This is a genomic window from Paenibacillus sp. DMB5 (assembly GCF_001517085.1).
Lineage (GTDB): Bacteria > Bacillota > Bacilli > Paenibacillales > Paenibacillaceae > Paenibacillus_AQ.
In genome coordinates this window covers 1-15,738 of record NZ_LRAC01000159.1, presented here as the reverse complement: position 1 = coordinate 15,738, position 15,738 = coordinate 1, and the positions used below count along the sequence as shown (strand labels likewise).

Below are 15,738 nucleotides of genomic sequence, written 5' to 3'. Positions count from 1 at the left end.
TGTTAGTTTGCTTTATCGTTACGATCGTATGCTTCTTCTATGCACTTTATATAATAGGCTGGGTATTGGAGCTTGCTGATTATATTCTTTAAAAATTTACTTTTCAGAGCGCACTCTCAGCAAACTAAGTGGAAAATCGCCATCTATTTCTTCGTCAAACAACGTTTCTTCAATATTAGTTGGAAAAAGAACACTTAATTCCACCGGTTCCGCACCAAATAGGAGTTTTCAGCTGAAATAGGTGTCATTTTTCCAACTAATGGCGGCAATCTACAGAAAAGTGTGGAATTAAGTGACTAAAATCCAACTAGTTTATTTGGTGTGTTGATTCAGAGAGCAGACCAACAGCAGGCATTAGAACAGCTGCCACTTACCGCCCCACGGTCGGCTTAAAGACAAACCACCCTGTACATCGTACAGGGTAGTTCTCTATCCTCCGGCGGCTATTCCTCCGCCGCCTTAGCGGGGGCAGGCGTGCTCTTGTTCTTGTGCACCCACAGCGCGTACTCCAGCGGGCGCACCAGCGCTGTGCGGTAGGTGCTGCTGTCGCCGGTGCGGGCGAACACCTCGCGGGCCGGCTTGGGGTTGACCTCCAGCACGAAGATCCGGCCCTGCCGGTCGATCGCAAGATCGAGCGCCAGCTCGCATAACGTGCCGAAGCTCTCCTCCAGGAAGGCGGCGGCCTCCAGGCCGAGCTTCTCAGCCGACTTCATCGCTTTGTCGGCCTTCTCCGCGCTGCCGAGCCACTCCTTCAGCAGCACCTCCGCACGGACGGCATGACCGCCGCCGTGCAGGTTCGAGGTGACGCTGCGGGCGGCGCCGACGCGGCCGGCGATGCCGGTCAGCTCCCATACGCCCTGCCCGTTCTTTTGCACGAGCATGCGGTAGTCATGGAAACGCCCGCCCGGCAGACGCAGCGGGATACCCTGCTGGACGAGAAAATGCCCGCCGGCGCACCACTGGCGGATGATGGCCTCCAGCTTAGACAGCGTCACCTTGCGCGGGGAGATAATCTGCCGGTTCTGGCGGCGGCCCTGAATATCATAGAGGCTCTGCCCCTCTTTGAGCCGTTCGATCCGCAAAATGCCGCGTCCGCCTGTACCGTTAATCGGCTTCACATAGACCACCGGATTCGTTTTAAGCATCCGCAGCAGATCGGACGAAGACTGGTAGAGCACCGTCTCGGGCATATGCTGGCGGAAGCGGGTCTTCTGTGAAAAAGTCTGGTGGATCGTCCATTTGTTGCGCAGCGGACGGTTCAGAAAGGTCAGATGATTGTAGCGTGAACGGAAGCGCAGCAGCTGCTCGAAGCGGGAGCTGCGCTGAATCCGGCAGCGGTCGTAGATCATATTGGGGAATGCGCGCCATTTGCGCGACCATTTGCCGCTCGCCGGGTCATAGATCATGGCGTGAATCAGCTCTTTGCCCGTATTGACATCCATGGGGGTAAACACAAAGACATCCAGGCCGATTTTTTTGCCCTCAATGATCATCCTCCGGTAGATGCTTCTTTCCTCGAGCTGCTTGGCGTCGTTCAGATAGAGCGTCAGGATGCCTAAGACGGGTTCTGGCACAAAAGTTCACCTTCTTGTGGGAGAATTACCGCGCTGCGGTCCGGCTGCGACCGGAGCAGCAGCGTGGGCTTGCCTGTCGGTCCGCTTATCAGGTCAACGGCGGCAAGACCGCTGTTGAAGCACATCTTGAGACTGGCCGGATTGTCACAGGCCACCTGGCATTCCAGGCGACCGAGGCGCTGCAGCTGTGCTGACAGCAGCGCCGTTCCGGTATCGCGGCCCCGGTACAAGGGATGAACGGCGACCAGGCAGGCTTCCTGGCCGTAGCCGGAGACAAAGCTTATACCTGCCAGCTGCCTGCCGTTCTGTCCGCGCACCGTAGCGACGAGCAGAGACACACCGGGCGCCGCCAGCTGCTCCGGCGTGAGCCGGGCCAGCTGGCGGCAGCCGCGCAGTGTGATCCGCCGGTCGCCGTATTCCCGCAGGAAATCCAGCAGCCCGGCAATCCTGGTTTTCCAGCGCTCAGGATTGCTGTCATATATAGAAGAGATCTGCATGGGGCTCACTTCCTTGGAAGGATTCTACTTAAAAGATAAGAAAGTATATATTTCACGCTATCCTTTATCCTTATCTTCTCGCAGAAACGGATACCGTCCTGTTTAGGACGGCGTAGCCGTTTCTACTTACCCTGCCGGGCCAGATGCTGGCTGTACTGGAAGATCCGCTCCAGCGACAGCTTGCGGATGGCCGGTTCATCGAACTTCATCGGCCGCGAATTGGCCTCGAAGAACCAGAGGCCGCCTTCCTCGTCGACGCCGAGATCCATCGACATCTCGCCGAGCATGGCCCCTGAAGCCCGCTCGATCTGGCGGGCAATCAGCAGGGCAGTGGTCGGGACATTTTTCAGGATGACTGCTGCCCGTTCCGTGCCGAAGGTTCCCTCCAGCATGCTCGCCGGCTCTTCAACACTGCCGCCGCGGGGGACATGGGTGGTGATGCTGCGGACACCGGCCAGCCTTGCGCCGATGCCTGTCACTGCCCAGGCACCCCGCCCGTTCTTCTGCAGCAGCACCCGCAGATCAAAGGGGCGGCCGCGGTGGGTGGCCAGCCCGATAGCCTGCTGCACGATATACTGGGAGATGCCCTTTTCTCTTCTGAGCCGGGCCCACAGGCGGTCGACCGAAGCGGTTTTGTAGGTTACATTCTTTTTGCCGCCCTGGATCTGCAGCCGGAAGGGCAGGGTGGCTTCTGCCGCATACTTAATCCGCATGATGCCTTTGCCGGCCTTGCCGTTTTCCGGTTTGAGGTAGAGGCTGTCATGGTGCTTCAGCATGGCAACCAGCGTGGCTGCACTTTTCAGGCGTCTTGTTTTGGGCACATGCCGGACAGTAGCCTTCGATTCCTTCAGCCACTCAAACAGATTCCATTTGTTGAAAAAGCCCGGGTTATACATTTGGATGGACTCATGCTCCAGGCACTCGGCAATTTTGCGGGCGACCGGGGCCTTTTCTTCCTCGTGGCGGTTCGGAATCCGGTTATAGATCACTTGCGGCAGGGGCATCGGGGTGCTGTACCAGAGCTTTCCGCTGGGGGAAGGGATGAAGCCGTTCACCGTCTGCTCCTCAAACTTCAGGTCGCGGACGGTGACGACATAGACGAGATAACCCATTTCCTTGCCGGTGCGGATAATGTCGCGGAAGTTGTTCCGGTTGCCGCGGAACTGCTTCAGCCTGTCACTGGTTGTCAATATGGCAATTACCGGTTTGACGGAGTCGGGGGAACGGGTATTCACAGCTCATCCCTCCTGCGGAATTTGCTGAGATACAGGCAGTGCTCCAGAATATGCTCGACGGAGGCTTTGCCCTCAGCACGCAGGGAAGGATGGCGGAAGATGGAACGTCCCGGTTTGGCATTCGCTTCGAACATCCAGATGTCTTCATCCTGGTCAATGCCAAGGTCAAAGCCGATTTCACCGAGAAGGTGGCGGTGCTGGATTTCCAGCGCTTCAGCCAGCTTGACAGCCGTCGTTTTGGCCCGCTGCAGCACTTCATCCGACCTTGCGCCAAATACCCGGCCGAGTGCCTGCTGGGGAGTAAGCAGGGCCCCGCCGTTCTTCAGGTGGGTGGTGACGCTGCCCCGGCCGGCTTTTTTCGCTCCGATGCCGACGACTACCCACTGATTACTGCCGTTCTTGTGCATGTGGAACCGGAAGTCGATCGGGCAGGAGTCGATCTCGATCAGGCGGATGCCCTGCTGCACCACATAGTTCTGCAGGTGCTGGCCGTGGCGGGAGCGGAGCATGCGCATCAGGCTGTCGAAGCTGGTGAAGCGCAGCAGCACATTTTTGCCGTTTTTGCGGTAGCGGGCAAAGTACCCTTTCTTGGGCAGGTAAGTCAGCCGGTAGATTCCGTGACCCAGGCTGCCGGCGGACGGTTTGTAGTATACGAAATGATGACGGTCCAGCATTTCACGCATTTTTTCCGAGCTTGGATTGGTGACCGTCTCAGGCACATAGCGGTAGGCTGCGCTGTCGTTCTCCAGCAGCCGGTAGACATCCGACTTGTTGAAAAAGCTCCAGTTGAAGTAGGGAATCCGTTTCCGCCCGAACCGTTCGCGGAGCTGGTTGATATAAGGGGAGGTTTCGGCGCGGCGGCTTGGCAGCCTGTTGTATACGACGTCCGGCAGCGGCACCAGCTTGCGCTCGAACTTGTCACTTGCATTCAGAAAAAAGCCGTTGACCTGCTCCTTCTGCCAGTCAATATCGCGCGGCGTGAAGGCAAAAATATAGCATTTGTTGCTGCCCTCGCGCAGCAGCTGTTTGATGAAGCCGGTACGGGAGCCAAAGGGATTGCTTGATGAGGTAGGCCCGTCGGACAGAATGCCGACCAGCGGCCCGAGCTGCACCTCATCATTCTGCAGATTACGCAGATAGACGCCGCCCGTCTTAGGCACCTTGATCGCGCTTTTTACGCCTGAAGCCAGGAACAGATGCTTTCCTGCCCGTTTGATAGGCTTGATCATGGCCGGAATGGCATCCTTGCCGAGCCGCAGGCGGATATTTTTTTTACCGGATAATTTCAGGCTTTTCATCAGTTCACCCGAGACGTAGACAACTCTTTGGGGCTGCTTGGTGAAATGGACATTGCAAAAAGTGAGACCCATTGATGAATCCTCCTTAGGAACCATTGATTTCATTCTCCTGTCTGTAACGGAGCGTCTTGGCGGGTATTCTGCGGCCGGCCGGCGAGTGCTGAAGCAGATGCCGCGCATAGCGCAGCGGATTCTCGGCAGCGAGTCTTGCCGCCCGGATGTCACCTGTCAGCCTGAATACCGAGCGGCCCGGCTTGGAATTGGCCTCCAGCAGACAGATTCTGCCTCCGGGGTCGATGCCGAAGTCAAGGCCCAGCTCTCCGAGCCTGCCGCAGGATTCCTCCAGCAGGGGAGGGAGGAGCGCGGCAGCGGCAGCAAGCTCATCCTGCAGCTCAGCCCCGGCTGTACCATACTCTGCAAGCAGGAAGGGCAGCACTGCTGCTGCTGTACCCCCGCCGTGAAGGTTGGAGGTGAGGCTGCCCTGACCGCCGAGCCGCACAGCCATGCCTGTCAGTGTCCAGGCGCCGCGTCCGTTCTTCTGCATCAGCACCCGGACATCGAAGGGCCGGCCCTGGCTGCCGGTTAACTGCAGATAAGGCTGGATGATGTAGCGGCGCGTGCCGATGAACCGGTCAATCCAGCGGAGCCCTTCATCGGAGGTGCTGAAGTGATGGCGGAAGGCTTCGTTGGCTCCGCTCCGGCCGCGGATGCTTAATCCGCCGCCTTCTCTTGAACCAAGCAGTCTGGCATGCAGTGTGCGTTTGCCGTGGGAACCTGCCCTGGGCTTCAGAAATACGCCGTATTCCCGTTCGGCAAGCATGAGGCCGAGCGCGTCCGGACCGGTATAGAGTCTGGTCTCCGGCAGCAGCGGTGCAGCCGCCGGGCTGCGGCGGAGTATTTCATATACTCTCCATTTGTCAGGCAGTCCCCGCGACCAGGGAACGGTGCGGGACAGCGCAGCCAGCGCTGCCGCTGCCGCCTTTTTCTCCTGGCGGCTCGAATAGAGGCAGCGGTTATACAGGACATCAGGTGCAGGGGCTACTGTCTGCTGCCACCTGCCTTCCTTCCAGGCATAACCGGTTATGGATTCTCCGTTCTCCGCGACATCTTCGGGATGGAACACAAGCACCTTCAGATCAAACAGCGGGGCAGCTGCGCTTAGCTGGCTGCAGAACTCCGGCTCTGCGATCGGCGGATGACCCTGGCGCCGGCCGGTCATTATACCCAGGAATCCCTGTGCTGGTTCTGTCATGGTGTCCTCCTTATAACCCGGCCAGGTAGCGGCAATATAGAATCATTTGTTTCACGGACGGTCTGATCTTCTGGTCGTTCAGCGGGGTGTTGTCGTTCTTGGACGGCTTGGAGTTGACCTCCAGCAGCCAGATCCGCCCCGACTGGTCCAGTGCAAGGTCAATGCCCAGCTCCCCGAAGTGCGCGGGGATAAAGGTTTCGACCCCCCGGGCAATGGCCAGTGCCGCCCGGGGCAGCTGAACCTGCGAGCTTTCCTTCACTCCTGCGGGAAGGCTGCTTTTGCTGATGGCTTCCTTCACCGTGCTGAGCGTGCCGCCCCGGGCCAGATTCGAGACGAAGTGGTTGCTCCCGGCGGTGCGGGCAACGATCGAAGTCACACCCCATTTGCCGGTGCCGTTCTTCTGCACCAGTGCCCGGAAATCGACCGGCCGTTTGCCGAGCTCCATCAGGTTAAGCCCCTGCTGAATCTGGAAGCGGGTGGTTTTCATCTTGGGTGAAATGGACTGGAACAGCTTTGCCAGACTGGGGTAGCTCTGCTTGCGCGTGCCCATCGGTGTCGTGGACAGCAGCCGGTAGCCTCCGCCTTCTTCCCGGGAAATGCGCAGGATGCCTTTGCCGAGGCTGCCGCGTACGGGCTTCAGAAATACGCTGGAGTAGCTGTTGCACATTTTTTTGAGGATGGCAAAACCGCTCAGGGCATGGGATTCCGGCAAATACCGCTGCAGGGCGGTATCCTGGGCCAGCGCCTCAAACACCTCGGTTTTGTCAAGGAACTTCTCATTGAAGAAATGGGTTCCGTAGCGGGATTTTACATCCGCCAGAAAATGCTGTACGCTAGGTTTGTTCTCTACCTTGCGCGTAGTAAGCCGATTGTTGATTACATCGGCGACAGGAAGACTCAGCTTCCGCCAGCCCTCGTCGTATACCCAGCCCTGGATGGAAGAGCTGCGCGTTTCCAGCGCCTCCGGGGTAAAGAAATATACATAGGCACCTTGTGCTTGGCAGGCGTTGGTAAGTTCCCGGCAGAACATCGTGATCTGGCCAAACACCCGGTCCGGCTGGTCAGGATGGTCCCGGCTCACCAGCACACCGATCAGCGGACGAGCCGCAGAATGCGGCTGCTGGTACTGTAGGAGGCATTCAACACAGGCCGGCCTCTCCAGCCGAGCCGCCGGGCCAGCCCTTCGCTTACGCGCAGGCTGTCGGCTTTTGGGACAGGAATAACGGTAACCTCCTGCCTGAAGGAGCCGAAGCTCAGATGGATGATGCCGTGAGCCGGGATTTTGAGCCTTTTCATGGATTTGTCGCCAAGCATGATCGCGTTTTCCTGCAGGATGCCCGAGTGGACCGTTTGGACCGGGATCTTGAACTTAGACATCGTGGATCTCCTTCCGGTAGGCAGCATGATGCCGGCAATTATGAATCATAAGGGTTACATATCATTCATCATATGGAGACATCTGACCCTTGGTGATTGACCTATTCCGTAAAAAGCCGTGCCGGGCGTAAATCGCTATTGCTGCAGGCGGCAGATCGCAGACACAACATTCAATTTCAGGAGGTAACACAAATGAACGTAATCGACAAGGCCCATGAGCTGGCTAGAGCCATTAAAGAAAGCACTGAATTTTCCGACATCAGCAGTGCAATGAAGGTGATTGAAGCAGATCCGGAGAGCAAGCAGATGCTGGACAATTTCCGCCAGAACCAGATTGAGCTGCAGCAGCGGATGATGAACGGGGAAATGCCTCCGCAGGAGGAAATGGAAAAGATGGAGAAGCTGTTCGAGGTGCTTAACCTGAATCTCGGCATCCGCCGGCTGTTCGACGCAGAGCGCCGCCTGAGTGTAGTTATTGAAGATGTGAACAAAATTATTACGGACAGCCTGTCGCAGATGTACGGCGGACATTAATCCATCCGCTCCGTTTGGAGCAGGATAAGCACAAAGGGGACTCCCCGGCCGGTCGGCTGGAGAATCCCCTTTTGTTCTGTTCAAATATAAGAATTTATATGTTTTACGCTATCAATAATCCTTATATTTCTCGCAGAAACGGTTACCGCCTTCTCTGAAGGACGGCATAGCCGTTTCTACTTGAGGTCTGTTAATCCTGCTTGCCTTCAACGGCACAGAGCAGAATTCCGGCGGCCAGCCCGAGTCTGCGGTCGAGACGGCCGGTCCTGTCGCCGGAGAAGTCGGCGGTAATTTTGGTGACGAACGGGTTGATGTTCTGGCTGTAGGTCGGGATCGGGTCCCCCTGCAGCTCGACACTGTATTTTTGCGGAATAAAGCTGATCATCCGGCGTAACAGCGCCATAAAGGTGCTGTCTTCCTTTACCAGCCCGATTTCCTGGTCATGACTGTCCAGAATCAGCCACTCATCCTTCAGAATCGACTTGAGCCCCTTGCGGCGGAGCGCGCCCACATGCTCTCCGGTCTCGGAGTCAATCACATCAAAAGTGACGCTGAAGTCGATAATGCTCCGTGCCTTAATCCGCAGAAGCTCCCTGTCCATCGACTCATCCGTGTAGAGCGCAATGTCCTCTTTTAGCTTAAACGCCTTCATCTGTGAATAAAGCACCAGCTCCTCAGAGCTGTTATAAATATGCAGCTTGGTGCTCATAATCGAAAAAACCTTTTTGCGGATCGTATATTCCGTGTACCCGTACGCCTGATTCAAGTAATCGCCTCCTAATAATTGTATATATCATCTCATATGACCGCGGGCAGTGCTATACCATTTTGTGCGCAGGCTTATTTTTTTGCAGACTTGTCTCATAATTTCCGGGGGCGGTTCATAGAGTAGAGATATAGATTCAATTGAAGGAGCTGTTTGTGATGAAAAAAAGAAACAAGTTCAAGCACAGCTTATACCTGCTGATTGCACTTGCCATGCTGCTCTATGCACTCCCGCAGCTGTCATTCCAGAACGGGCCAAGCTGGGTGCTGGGCTTTGGAGTTGTCTGGTGCGTATTTGCTTTCCTGATTATTGCGGCGCATTTGCATTTCATCATCGGAGTGGACGAGGAGAAGCAGAAACGGCTGGAAGCGGTCCGCAAGCATAAGCTGGAGCAGTGGCAGGGCAAGTGGAACGAGGAAAGCAGAATGTCGCAGCGTTTATAGGAGGGTGTGAACAGAGGACAAGGAGCTCAGTGTTCTCTCTGCAAACAACACCTGATACAGATCCGGAGGTCCGGCTGCCGGAAACGGCGTCCGGGCTTTTTGGCTTTAATGGAGATCTTCCGGTAACCCCTTACGTAACCGGGGGAATATCCTTGTAAATGCCCCGCTTTGCGGGGTTATTTTGGCTGTCCGGTCATTCACTGACTTAACTTATTTGACCTTCTGCGGGCGGTTGTACTCTGCAATTTCCGGCTGTATAATGAGTACAGAATAGTACAGATTGGGGCATGGGGGTGTAACAGTTGGAAGGACAAGGCGATAACATTACAAAGCATGAACAACTGCTGCAGCATATCGAAGGTCTCAAGGTAGGCACCAAAATTTCTGTACGCAAGCTGGCTAAGGAAATGGTAGTGAGTGAGGGAACGGCTTACCGGGCGGTAAAGGAGGCCGAGAACCTGGGTATCGTCATTACGAAGGAGCGGATCGGCACCGTCCGTGTAGAAAAGAAGCCGCGGAACATCTCAGACCAGCTGACCTTCGGGGATGTGGTGGACATTGTGGAGGGTCATGTACTCGGCGGAGCTGACGGGCTGAATAAGCACCTGCATAAATATATAATCGGCGCGATGAAGGTCGATGCCATGATCCGCTATATTGACGCCGACAGCCTGCTGATCGTAGGGAACCGCGACGACGTGCATTCGCTGGCACTGGAGCAGGGGGCAGGGGTACTGGTGACGGGCGGCTTCGGTACGAGCCGCGAGGTTAAAGCGCTGGCGGACGAGCTGGATCTGCCGGTCATTTCCTCAAGACATGATACATTTACAGTGGCCTCGATGATAAACCGGGCGATCTTTGACCGGCTGATCAAGAAAAAGATCATGCTGGTAGAGGACATTCTGGAGAGCAAGCCGCGGCTGAACATACTGAAAACGTCCAGCACGGTCGGTGAGCTGCGCCAGCTGGCGCTGTCCAGCGGGGAGCAGCGTTTTGCTGTAACCGATGAATGGAACCGGGTTATCGGGATTGTCGGACGGCGCGATGTGGAGGAGCTGCAGGAGGGGCAGAGCATCGAAAAAGCGATGGTCCGCAGCCCGGTTACAGCGGCTCTGCAGACTTCGCTGGCATCAGCGGCGCAGATCATGATGTGGGAGGGGATCGACTTCCTGCCGATTGTCGACCGCAACCGCAAGCTGGTCGGATCGCTGACCCGCCGTGAGGTGCTGCAGAGCCTGCGAGATGTCAGCAATCAGCCGCAGATGGGTGAAACGTTTGATCATCTGATCTGGAACGGGTTCGCCGAGGAACGGGATGAGGAGGGGAAGCTGTTCTTCCACGGCTTCATCACCCCGCAGATGGCGACGGATCTGGGTACCATTTCCGAAGGCGTCCTGTCCACATTGATGACCCTGTCCGCGTTCAAAGCGGCCAAGGATATTACCGGCAATGATTATGTGCTGGACAACATGTCCACCTATTTTATCCGTCCGGTGCAGATTGAGCATTCGATTATCGTGATGCCTAAGCTGCTGGAGATCAGCCGCAGAACCTGCAAGCTGGAGATCGAGATCAGCCACAATGACACAATGGTCGCCAAGGCGGTACTGATGCTGCAGTCGATTGATCACGGGTGAGCCGGCCCGGGATGTAATTTTCGTTATTATGAAGAGAGAACGCTCCGGATGGGCGGTCTCTCTTTTTTTACTATTATATTGTAGTAGAGTTGGGGAATACTGGTATGATCCGCTATCACACTGCTGCCGTTCACCAGGACTATGCGCATTAAGCATATAGTTGGATTTTTGACACTTAAATTGGCCAGAATCCTATCCTTATAAAAATTAGATGGAAAATCATCACTTATTTCAGGCTAAAAGCGCCATCCGGGTTGAAAACCGTGGAATTAAGTGTCGTTTTTCCAACTAGAATTCTGTTTTCGGCTATTAGCCAAGAATTAGATGGCATTTTTCCACTTAGCATTTCTCAGGAATACCGGGCGGTGAAGAGGGCTGTTGCATACCGCTCAATGAGGCTGTAAAAGCAATCGCCTAAGCCTTGCGTCCGCTCCCGCTCCGGCTGTAATACCCGTAGCTGCGCAGCCCGGAGAAAATATTAAACGCCCCGATGACGAGAAACACCGCCTCCACAATCACACTGAGCGTCGAGCCCCGGAACAGAAACATCGACATTAGCGACAGGGTAACCAGCATGGCCCCGAGCAGCACGTTCATAATGGAGCGCCGGCGGCCCTTTTCCTGCGTGTCGGAGGTCCGGCGTGAGGAGAGGCTGTATGCGGCGGCGCCAATCATAAAAACAACAAGCAGGATGAACAGCAGATACTTGATGAACATAATCATGGACAGGCAGCTCCTTTATCAGAAGATCATTCAAAAAAGTTAAGCCCTCTGCATGAATTCCGTTTGCCTATATACCTGTCCATTATTGTAGCACGGCTTCCGCCGGTACGCCCGTCTAATCTGCGGCTCAGCTGCGTTTATAAGGATGGACCTCCACCCAGATCTGCAGCACGCCCTCCATTACCAGCATGGTCCGGATCCGTACAGAGTACTCTTTTTCACGGACGATGTAGATTTTACCGTCCAGCAGCAGCCGCGCCAGCTTGCCGTCCGTATCAATGTCGAACATGCTGCGGCCGCGCATCGGCTCCAGGTCTTCGCTCATCTTGCTGATAATTTCCTTCACGGTTACCTGATCCAGCGCCCCGGTACCCTCTTTTGTCTTGCTGTCCTCAGTGCGCAGCTTGATTTCCCGGATCACGGTTGAGGTGTTGTTATATTTTTTTAGCGTCTTGATGTCGCTGCGGTACTGCTCGATCTGCACGCGCAGATCCTGGTTGTCAAGCCAGAGCACATTATAGCCCATATGAAAAACAGCATTGTACATGACGGCTCCCGTCACCATACCCAGCACGAAAACGGCGGAGATCTGCGAAAAGCGGCGGTAGCGCTGAAAAGGGGGGATTCTCATCTCCTGCTCACCCCTTGCCGCACACCCATTTGACCAGCTCGCTGCCCATATGGGCGCCTAAAAAGGCGAATACCAGATACAGGATCTGCTTAATGGCGGGAGACAGATTGCCCCCGATCATATTACTCTCAATGACCCGCATAGGATCGATGGTGCCTCCGACCGCGGCGGCGAGCGCCCAGATTTTGATCCGGTCAGCGATATCCAGCATCGTCTGTGTCGGCGGCTGCAGCGAGACGACCGCACCGATCCCTCCAAGCATGGCGCCGCCCAGAACGATGCCGAAGGCAATGAAGAAATCAAGAACGGCTTTGCTCATGAAAATACTCATACAAGGCCCCTTTCCGGACAAGTCCCGCCTGTCCTTGTGCACTTAATCCATTCTATGGGCGGCTCCCCCGGTATTATGATAAAATAGTTTCATCTTATGTTTTGATTTGAAGAGTAGAAGGGATGTGGGGATCATGAGCCCATTCGTGCATTTGCATGTGCACAGCGAATACAGTTTACTGGACGGCGCCGCGCGCATTACGGATCTCGTGCGCCGGGCCGGCGAATACGGCATGAAGTCGCTGGCGCTGACGGATCATGGAGTGATGTATGGGGCAATCCCCTTTTATAAAGCATGCGCTGCCGCCGGCATTAAGCCGATTATCGGCTGCGAAGCCTATCTGACGGCAGGCTCGCGCCGTGAGCGGGGCAGCCGCAAGGATCAGCCGATCTATCACCTGATCCTGCTCGCGAAGAATGAAACCGGCTACAGAAATCTGATGAAGCTTGTCTCCATCGGCCATCTGGAGGGCCAGCATTACAAGCCGCGGATCGACATGGAAGCCCTGGCGGCCCACGCCGAGGGTATTGTCTGCCTGAGCGCCTGCCTGGGCGGGGAAGTGCCGCAGCATCTGCTGCACGGGCGCGAAGATGAGGCGCGTAAGGCGGCGCTGCGCTACAAGGAGATTTTTGGCGGCGACTTCTATCTGGAGCTGCAGGATCACGGCATTCCCGAGCAGAAGCGGGTGAATCCGCAGCTGATTGCTCTGGCAGCGGAGCTGGACATTCCGCTTGTCGCGACGAATGATGTGCACTATCTGGCCAAGGAGGACGCCGAGGTCCAGGATGTGCTGATCTGTATCGGCACAGGCAAGACGGTGGACGATGAGGACCGGCTGAAGATCGGTACGGACCAGCTGTTCCTGAAGAGCGGAGAGCAGATGGCGGCGCTGTTTCCGCATGTGCCGCAGGCGATTGCTAATACGCAGGAAATAGCGGATAAATGTAATCTGGAGCTGACGTTCGGACAGCATATTCTTCCCGAATATTCCCCGCTGCCGGAAGGGCTGGATGCAGCAGCTTATCTGCGCCGGCTCTGCCGCAGCGGGCTGGAAGCACGTTATGCGGATACACCGCTCTGGACTTCACCCGAGGGGAAGGCGGCTGCAGAGCAGCGCCTGGACTATGAGCTGGGTGTCATCCAGAGCATGGGCTTCAGCGATTACTTCTTGATCGTCTGGGATTTCATTGCCTACTGCCACCGCCAAGGCATCGCTACCGGCCCGGGCCGCGGCTCTTCAGCAGGCAGTCTGACCGCTTATACCCTGCGGATTACCGATGTAGATCCGCTGAAATATAACCTGCTCTTTGAGCGTTTTCTTAATCCGGAGCGGATTACGATGCCGGATATTGATATCGACTTCAGCGATGAGCGCCGTGATGAGGTTATCGCTTATGTGGTCGAGAAATACGGCAGGGAGCATGTGGCACAGATTATTACTTTTGGAACAATGGCAGCCAGAGCGGCGGTCCGCGATGTCGGCCGGGTGCTGAATCTGCCTTACAATGAGGTGGACAAGGCAGCGAAGCTGATTCCCGGACAGCTCGGGATCAGCATTGCGCGGGCACTTGAGGGCAGCCCTGATCTGAAGGCGCTGTATGAGACCAGCGGCAAGACCAGAGAGCTGCTCGATATGGCGATGAAGGTTGAAGGCATGCCGCGCCATGCATCCACACATGCTGCCGGCGTAGTGATTTCCAAAGGCCCGCTGACCGATGCGGTGCCGCTCCAGGCGGGCAATGAGAGCACGGCGCTGACCCAGTATTCCATGGAGCATCTGGAAAGCGTCGGACTGCTCAAGATGGATTTTCTGGGACTAAGGACGCTGTCGATTATTGAACGCTGCATGAACTGGATCAGGGAGATGGACGGGGCGGCTCCCGATTTCCGCACCATTCCCGATGATGATCCGCTGACCTACGAAATGCTCGGGGCCGGAGAGACAACCGGCGTCTTTCAGCTGGAGTCTGCGGGCATCCGCCGTGTGCTGAAGGACCTGAAGCCGTCGGGCTTCGAGGACGTCATCTCTGTGCTGGCGCTGTACCGTCCGGGCCGATGGAGTTTATCCCCAAGTTTATTGCCGGCAAGCACGGTGAAATTGCGGTGGACTATCCGCATGCCGACCTGACGCCGATTCTGGCGGATACGTACGGCATTATCGTATACCAGGAGCAGATTATGCAGATTGCTTCCCTGATGGCCGGCTTCTCGCTTGGTGAAGCGGACCTGCTGCGCCGCGCGGTGTCAAAGAAGAAGCGCGAGACGCTGGACAAGGAGCGCAGCCATTTCGTGGAGGGCAGCCTGCAGCAGGGCTATCAGGAATCGGATGCGAATGCCGTTTATGATATGATCGTCCGGTTCGCCGATTACGGCTTCCCGCGGGCCCATGCCGCCGCTTACGGCGTGCTGGCTTTCCAGACTGCCTATCTGAAGGCGCACTATCCGGTGCAGTTCATGGCCTCGATGCTGACAGCGGTCATGGGCACCCACCGCAAGGTGGCTGAATATGTGCTGGAATGCCGGCGCACCGGCATCGGTGTTCTGCCGCCGGATGTCAATGAGAGCGGCGTACTGTTTACTCCGGTTCCCGGCGGGGAAGGGGGCGGCGGCCATATCCGATTCGGGCTGGCAGCCGTGAAAAATGTCGGAACACTGGCGGTGGAGAACATTATGGCCGTCCGTAAAGAGCGTCCGTTCGACAGCCTGCTCGATTTCTGCCGCCGTGTCGATTTGCGCGTCTGCAACAAGCGCGTCATCGAATCCCTTCTCCAGGCCGCGCCTTTGACCGGCTGCCCGGACACCGGGCCCAGCTGCTGGCCATGCTCGACGAAACCGTTGATGCCGCGGCCAAATGGCGCAAGGAGCGGGATGAGCTGCAGATCCAGCTGTTCGACGATCTGATTGAAACCCCGAACTGGGAAATCCGCTATCCGGATATCCCGAGGTTCAGTGTCACCCAGCAGCTGGAGCTGGAGCGCGAGCTGCTCGGGCTGTACCTGTCCGGCCATCCGCTGGACGACAGTGCGGCCCTGCTTGAGGAGCCGGGCATCCAGCGGCTGATGGACCTTGGGGAAGCTGCGGATGAGAGCCAGACGGTTACGGCGGGGATGGTCGTCTCCGTCAAGGAGATTACGACCAAGGCCGGCAAGGCAATGGCGTTCATCCAGTGGGAGGACCAGATCGAGCGCTGCGAGGTCGTGCTGTTCCCTGAGGTGTGGAAACGCAGCCGCAGCCTGGTCGAGAAGGGTGCGCTGCTGGCCCTGCGCGCCAAGGTGCAGCAGGAGGACGAGGGCTTCAAGCTGCTGGCCGAGGAGGTCGCGCCGCTTGGCGCGGACGCTCTTCATGGCCTGCTGCAGGCGCCGCAGTGCAGATGCTCCCGTCCGTCCGGTCCGGGACGGAGGCCTCTGCAGGAGCGCCGCGCAGCGCTCCTGCCCCGCGGG

The 15,738-nt window shown here is 56.7% G+C and carries 12 protein-coding genes and 2 pseudogenes; 4 read left to right on the top strand and 10 right to left on the bottom strand.

The window, feature by feature from the left end; all coding sequences use genetic code 11:
- Positions 1-443 precede the first annotated feature (443 nt).
- The 6 genes and pseudogenes from AWJ19_RS29245 to AWJ19_RS29220 all read right to left on the bottom strand — a co-directional run bounded on the left by AWJ19_RS29245 (position 444) and on the right by AWJ19_RS29220 (position 7,233).
- Positions 444-1,574 (bottom strand): YheC/YheD family protein, encoded by a 1,131-nt coding sequence (locus AWJ19_RS29245; RefSeq protein WP_068728714.1) that lies wholly within the window; start codon positions 1,572-1,574, stop codon positions 444-446.
- Positions 1,556-2,071 carry a hypothetical protein gene (locus AWJ19_RS29240; RefSeq protein ID WP_068728711.1) on the bottom strand — a complete coding sequence of 172 codons (516 nt, stop codon included), beginning with the start codon at positions 2,069-2,071 and terminating at the stop codon, positions 1,556-1,558. The genes AWJ19_RS29245 and AWJ19_RS29240 overlap by 19 nt, the downstream gene beginning before the upstream one ends.
- 122 nt (positions 2,072-2,193) lie before the next feature.
- Entirely contained in the window at positions 2,194-3,306 is a 1,113-nt protein-coding gene (locus tag AWJ19_RS29235; RefSeq protein ID WP_068728709.1) for a YheC/YheD family protein, read from the bottom strand.
- Positions 3,303-4,676, bottom strand: coding sequence for a YheC/YheD family protein (locus AWJ19_RS29230; RefSeq protein WP_068728707.1), 1,374 nt, complete (start codon positions 4,674-4,676; stop codon positions 3,303-3,305). Before AWJ19_RS29230 ends, AWJ19_RS29235 begins: the two co-directional genes overlap by 4 nt.
- A 13-nt stretch (positions 4,677-4,689) precedes the next feature.
- Positions 4,690-5,856 carry a YheC/YheD family protein gene (locus AWJ19_RS29225; protein ID WP_068728705.1) on the bottom strand — a complete coding sequence of 389 codons (1,167 nt, stop codon included), beginning with the start codon at positions 5,854-5,856 and terminating at the stop codon, positions 4,690-4,692.
- A 10-nt stretch (positions 5,857-5,866) separates the two neighbouring features.
- A pseudogene (locus AWJ19_RS29220) lies at positions 5,867-7,233 on the bottom strand (YheC/YheD family protein).
- A gap of 192 nt (positions 7,234-7,425) precedes the next feature.
- On the opposite strand from AWJ19_RS29220, the gene AWJ19_RS29215 reads away from it, so the two are divergent.
- Entirely contained in the window at positions 7,426-7,767 is a 342-nt protein-coding gene (locus tag AWJ19_RS29215) for a YlbF family regulator (protein WP_068728702.1), read from the top strand.
- 190 nt (positions 7,768-7,957) lie between these two features.
- On the opposite strand, the gene AWJ19_RS29210 is transcribed toward AWJ19_RS29215, so the two are convergent.
- Positions 7,958-8,533: a hypothetical protein gene (locus AWJ19_RS29210; RefSeq protein WP_068728700.1), complete on the bottom strand. Its 576-nt coding sequence runs from the start codon at positions 8,531-8,533 to the stop codon at positions 7,958-7,960.
- 158 nt (positions 8,534-8,691) lie between these two features.
- On the opposite strand from AWJ19_RS29210, the gene AWJ19_RS29205 reads away from it, so the two are divergent.
- Both AWJ19_RS29205 and AWJ19_RS29200 read left to right on the top strand, forming a co-directional pair.
- Positions 8,692-8,976, top strand: coding sequence for a hypothetical protein (locus AWJ19_RS29205; protein WP_198536666.1), 285 nt, complete (start codon positions 8,692-8,694; stop codon positions 8,974-8,976).
- Positions 8,977-9,278: 302 nt separating this feature from the next.
- The gene (locus AWJ19_RS29200) at positions 9,279-10,613 is read left to right on the top strand and encodes a DRTGG domain-containing protein (RefSeq protein ID WP_068728698.1); all 1,335 of its coding nucleotides are present in this window, start codon (positions 9,279-9,281) and stop codon (positions 10,611-10,613) included.
- Between the two features lie 414 nt (positions 10,614-11,027).
- Here the strand turns inward: AWJ19_RS29200 and AWJ19_RS29195 are convergent, their stop codons facing one another.
- The 3 genes from AWJ19_RS29195 to AWJ19_RS29185 all read right to left on the bottom strand — a co-directional run bounded on the left by AWJ19_RS29195 (position 11,028) and on the right by AWJ19_RS29185 (position 12,298).
- Complete coding sequence (locus tag AWJ19_RS29195) at positions 11,028-11,336, bottom strand: YtpI family protein (protein WP_068728696.1); 309 nt, start codon at positions 11,334-11,336, stop codon at positions 11,028-11,030.
- A gap of 127 nt (positions 11,337-11,463) precedes the next feature.
- On the bottom strand, positions 11,464-11,967 hold the full coding sequence (locus tag AWJ19_RS29190) for a hypothetical protein (protein WP_068728694.1): 504 nt from the start codon (positions 11,965-11,967) through the stop codon (positions 11,464-11,466).
- Positions 11,968-11,974: 7 nt separating this feature from the next.
- Complete coding sequence (locus tag AWJ19_RS29185; protein ID WP_068728693.1) at positions 11,975-12,298, bottom strand: YtrH family sporulation protein; 324 nt, start codon at positions 12,296-12,298, stop codon at positions 11,975-11,977.
- Positions 12,299-12,431: 133 nt separating this feature from the next.
- Here AWJ19_RS29185 and AWJ19_RS29180 point away from each other — a divergent pair.
- A pseudogene (locus AWJ19_RS29180) lies at positions 12,432-15,738 on the top strand (DNA polymerase III subunit alpha); the annotation flags it as partial.

Excerpts from the sequence above, each read along its gene's own strand:
- AWJ19_RS29240 (WP_068728711.1), bottom strand. The coding sequence starts at position 2,071 with ATGCAGATCTCTTCTATATATGACAGCAATCCTGAGCGCTGGAAAACC.
- AWJ19_RS29230 (WP_068728707.1), bottom strand. The coding sequence starts at position 4,676 with ATGGGTCTCACTTTTTGCAATGTCCATTTCACCAAGCAGCCCCAAAGA.
- AWJ19_RS29225 (WP_068728705.1), bottom strand. The coding sequence starts at position 5,856 with ATGACAGAACCAGCACAGGGATTCCTGGGTATAATGACCGGCCGGCGC.
- AWJ19_RS29215 (WP_068728702.1), top strand. The coding sequence starts at position 7,426 with ATGAACGTAATCGACAAGGCCCATGAGCTGGCTAGAGCCATTAAAGAA.
- AWJ19_RS29205 (WP_198536666.1), top strand. The coding sequence starts at position 8,692 with ATGAAAAAAAGAAACAAGTTCAAGCACAGCTTATACCTGCTGATTGCA.
- AWJ19_RS29195 (WP_068728696.1), bottom strand. The coding sequence starts at position 11,336 with ATGATTATGTTCATCAAGTATCTGCTGTTCATCCTGCTTGTTGTTTTT.
- AWJ19_RS29190 (WP_068728694.1), bottom strand. The coding sequence starts at position 11,967 with ATGAGAATCCCCCCTTTTCAGCGCTACCGCCGCTTTTCGCAGATCTCC.
- AWJ19_RS29185 (WP_068728693.1), bottom strand. The coding sequence starts at position 12,298 with ATGAGTATTTTCATGAGCAAAGCCGTTCTTGATTTCTTCATTGCCTTC.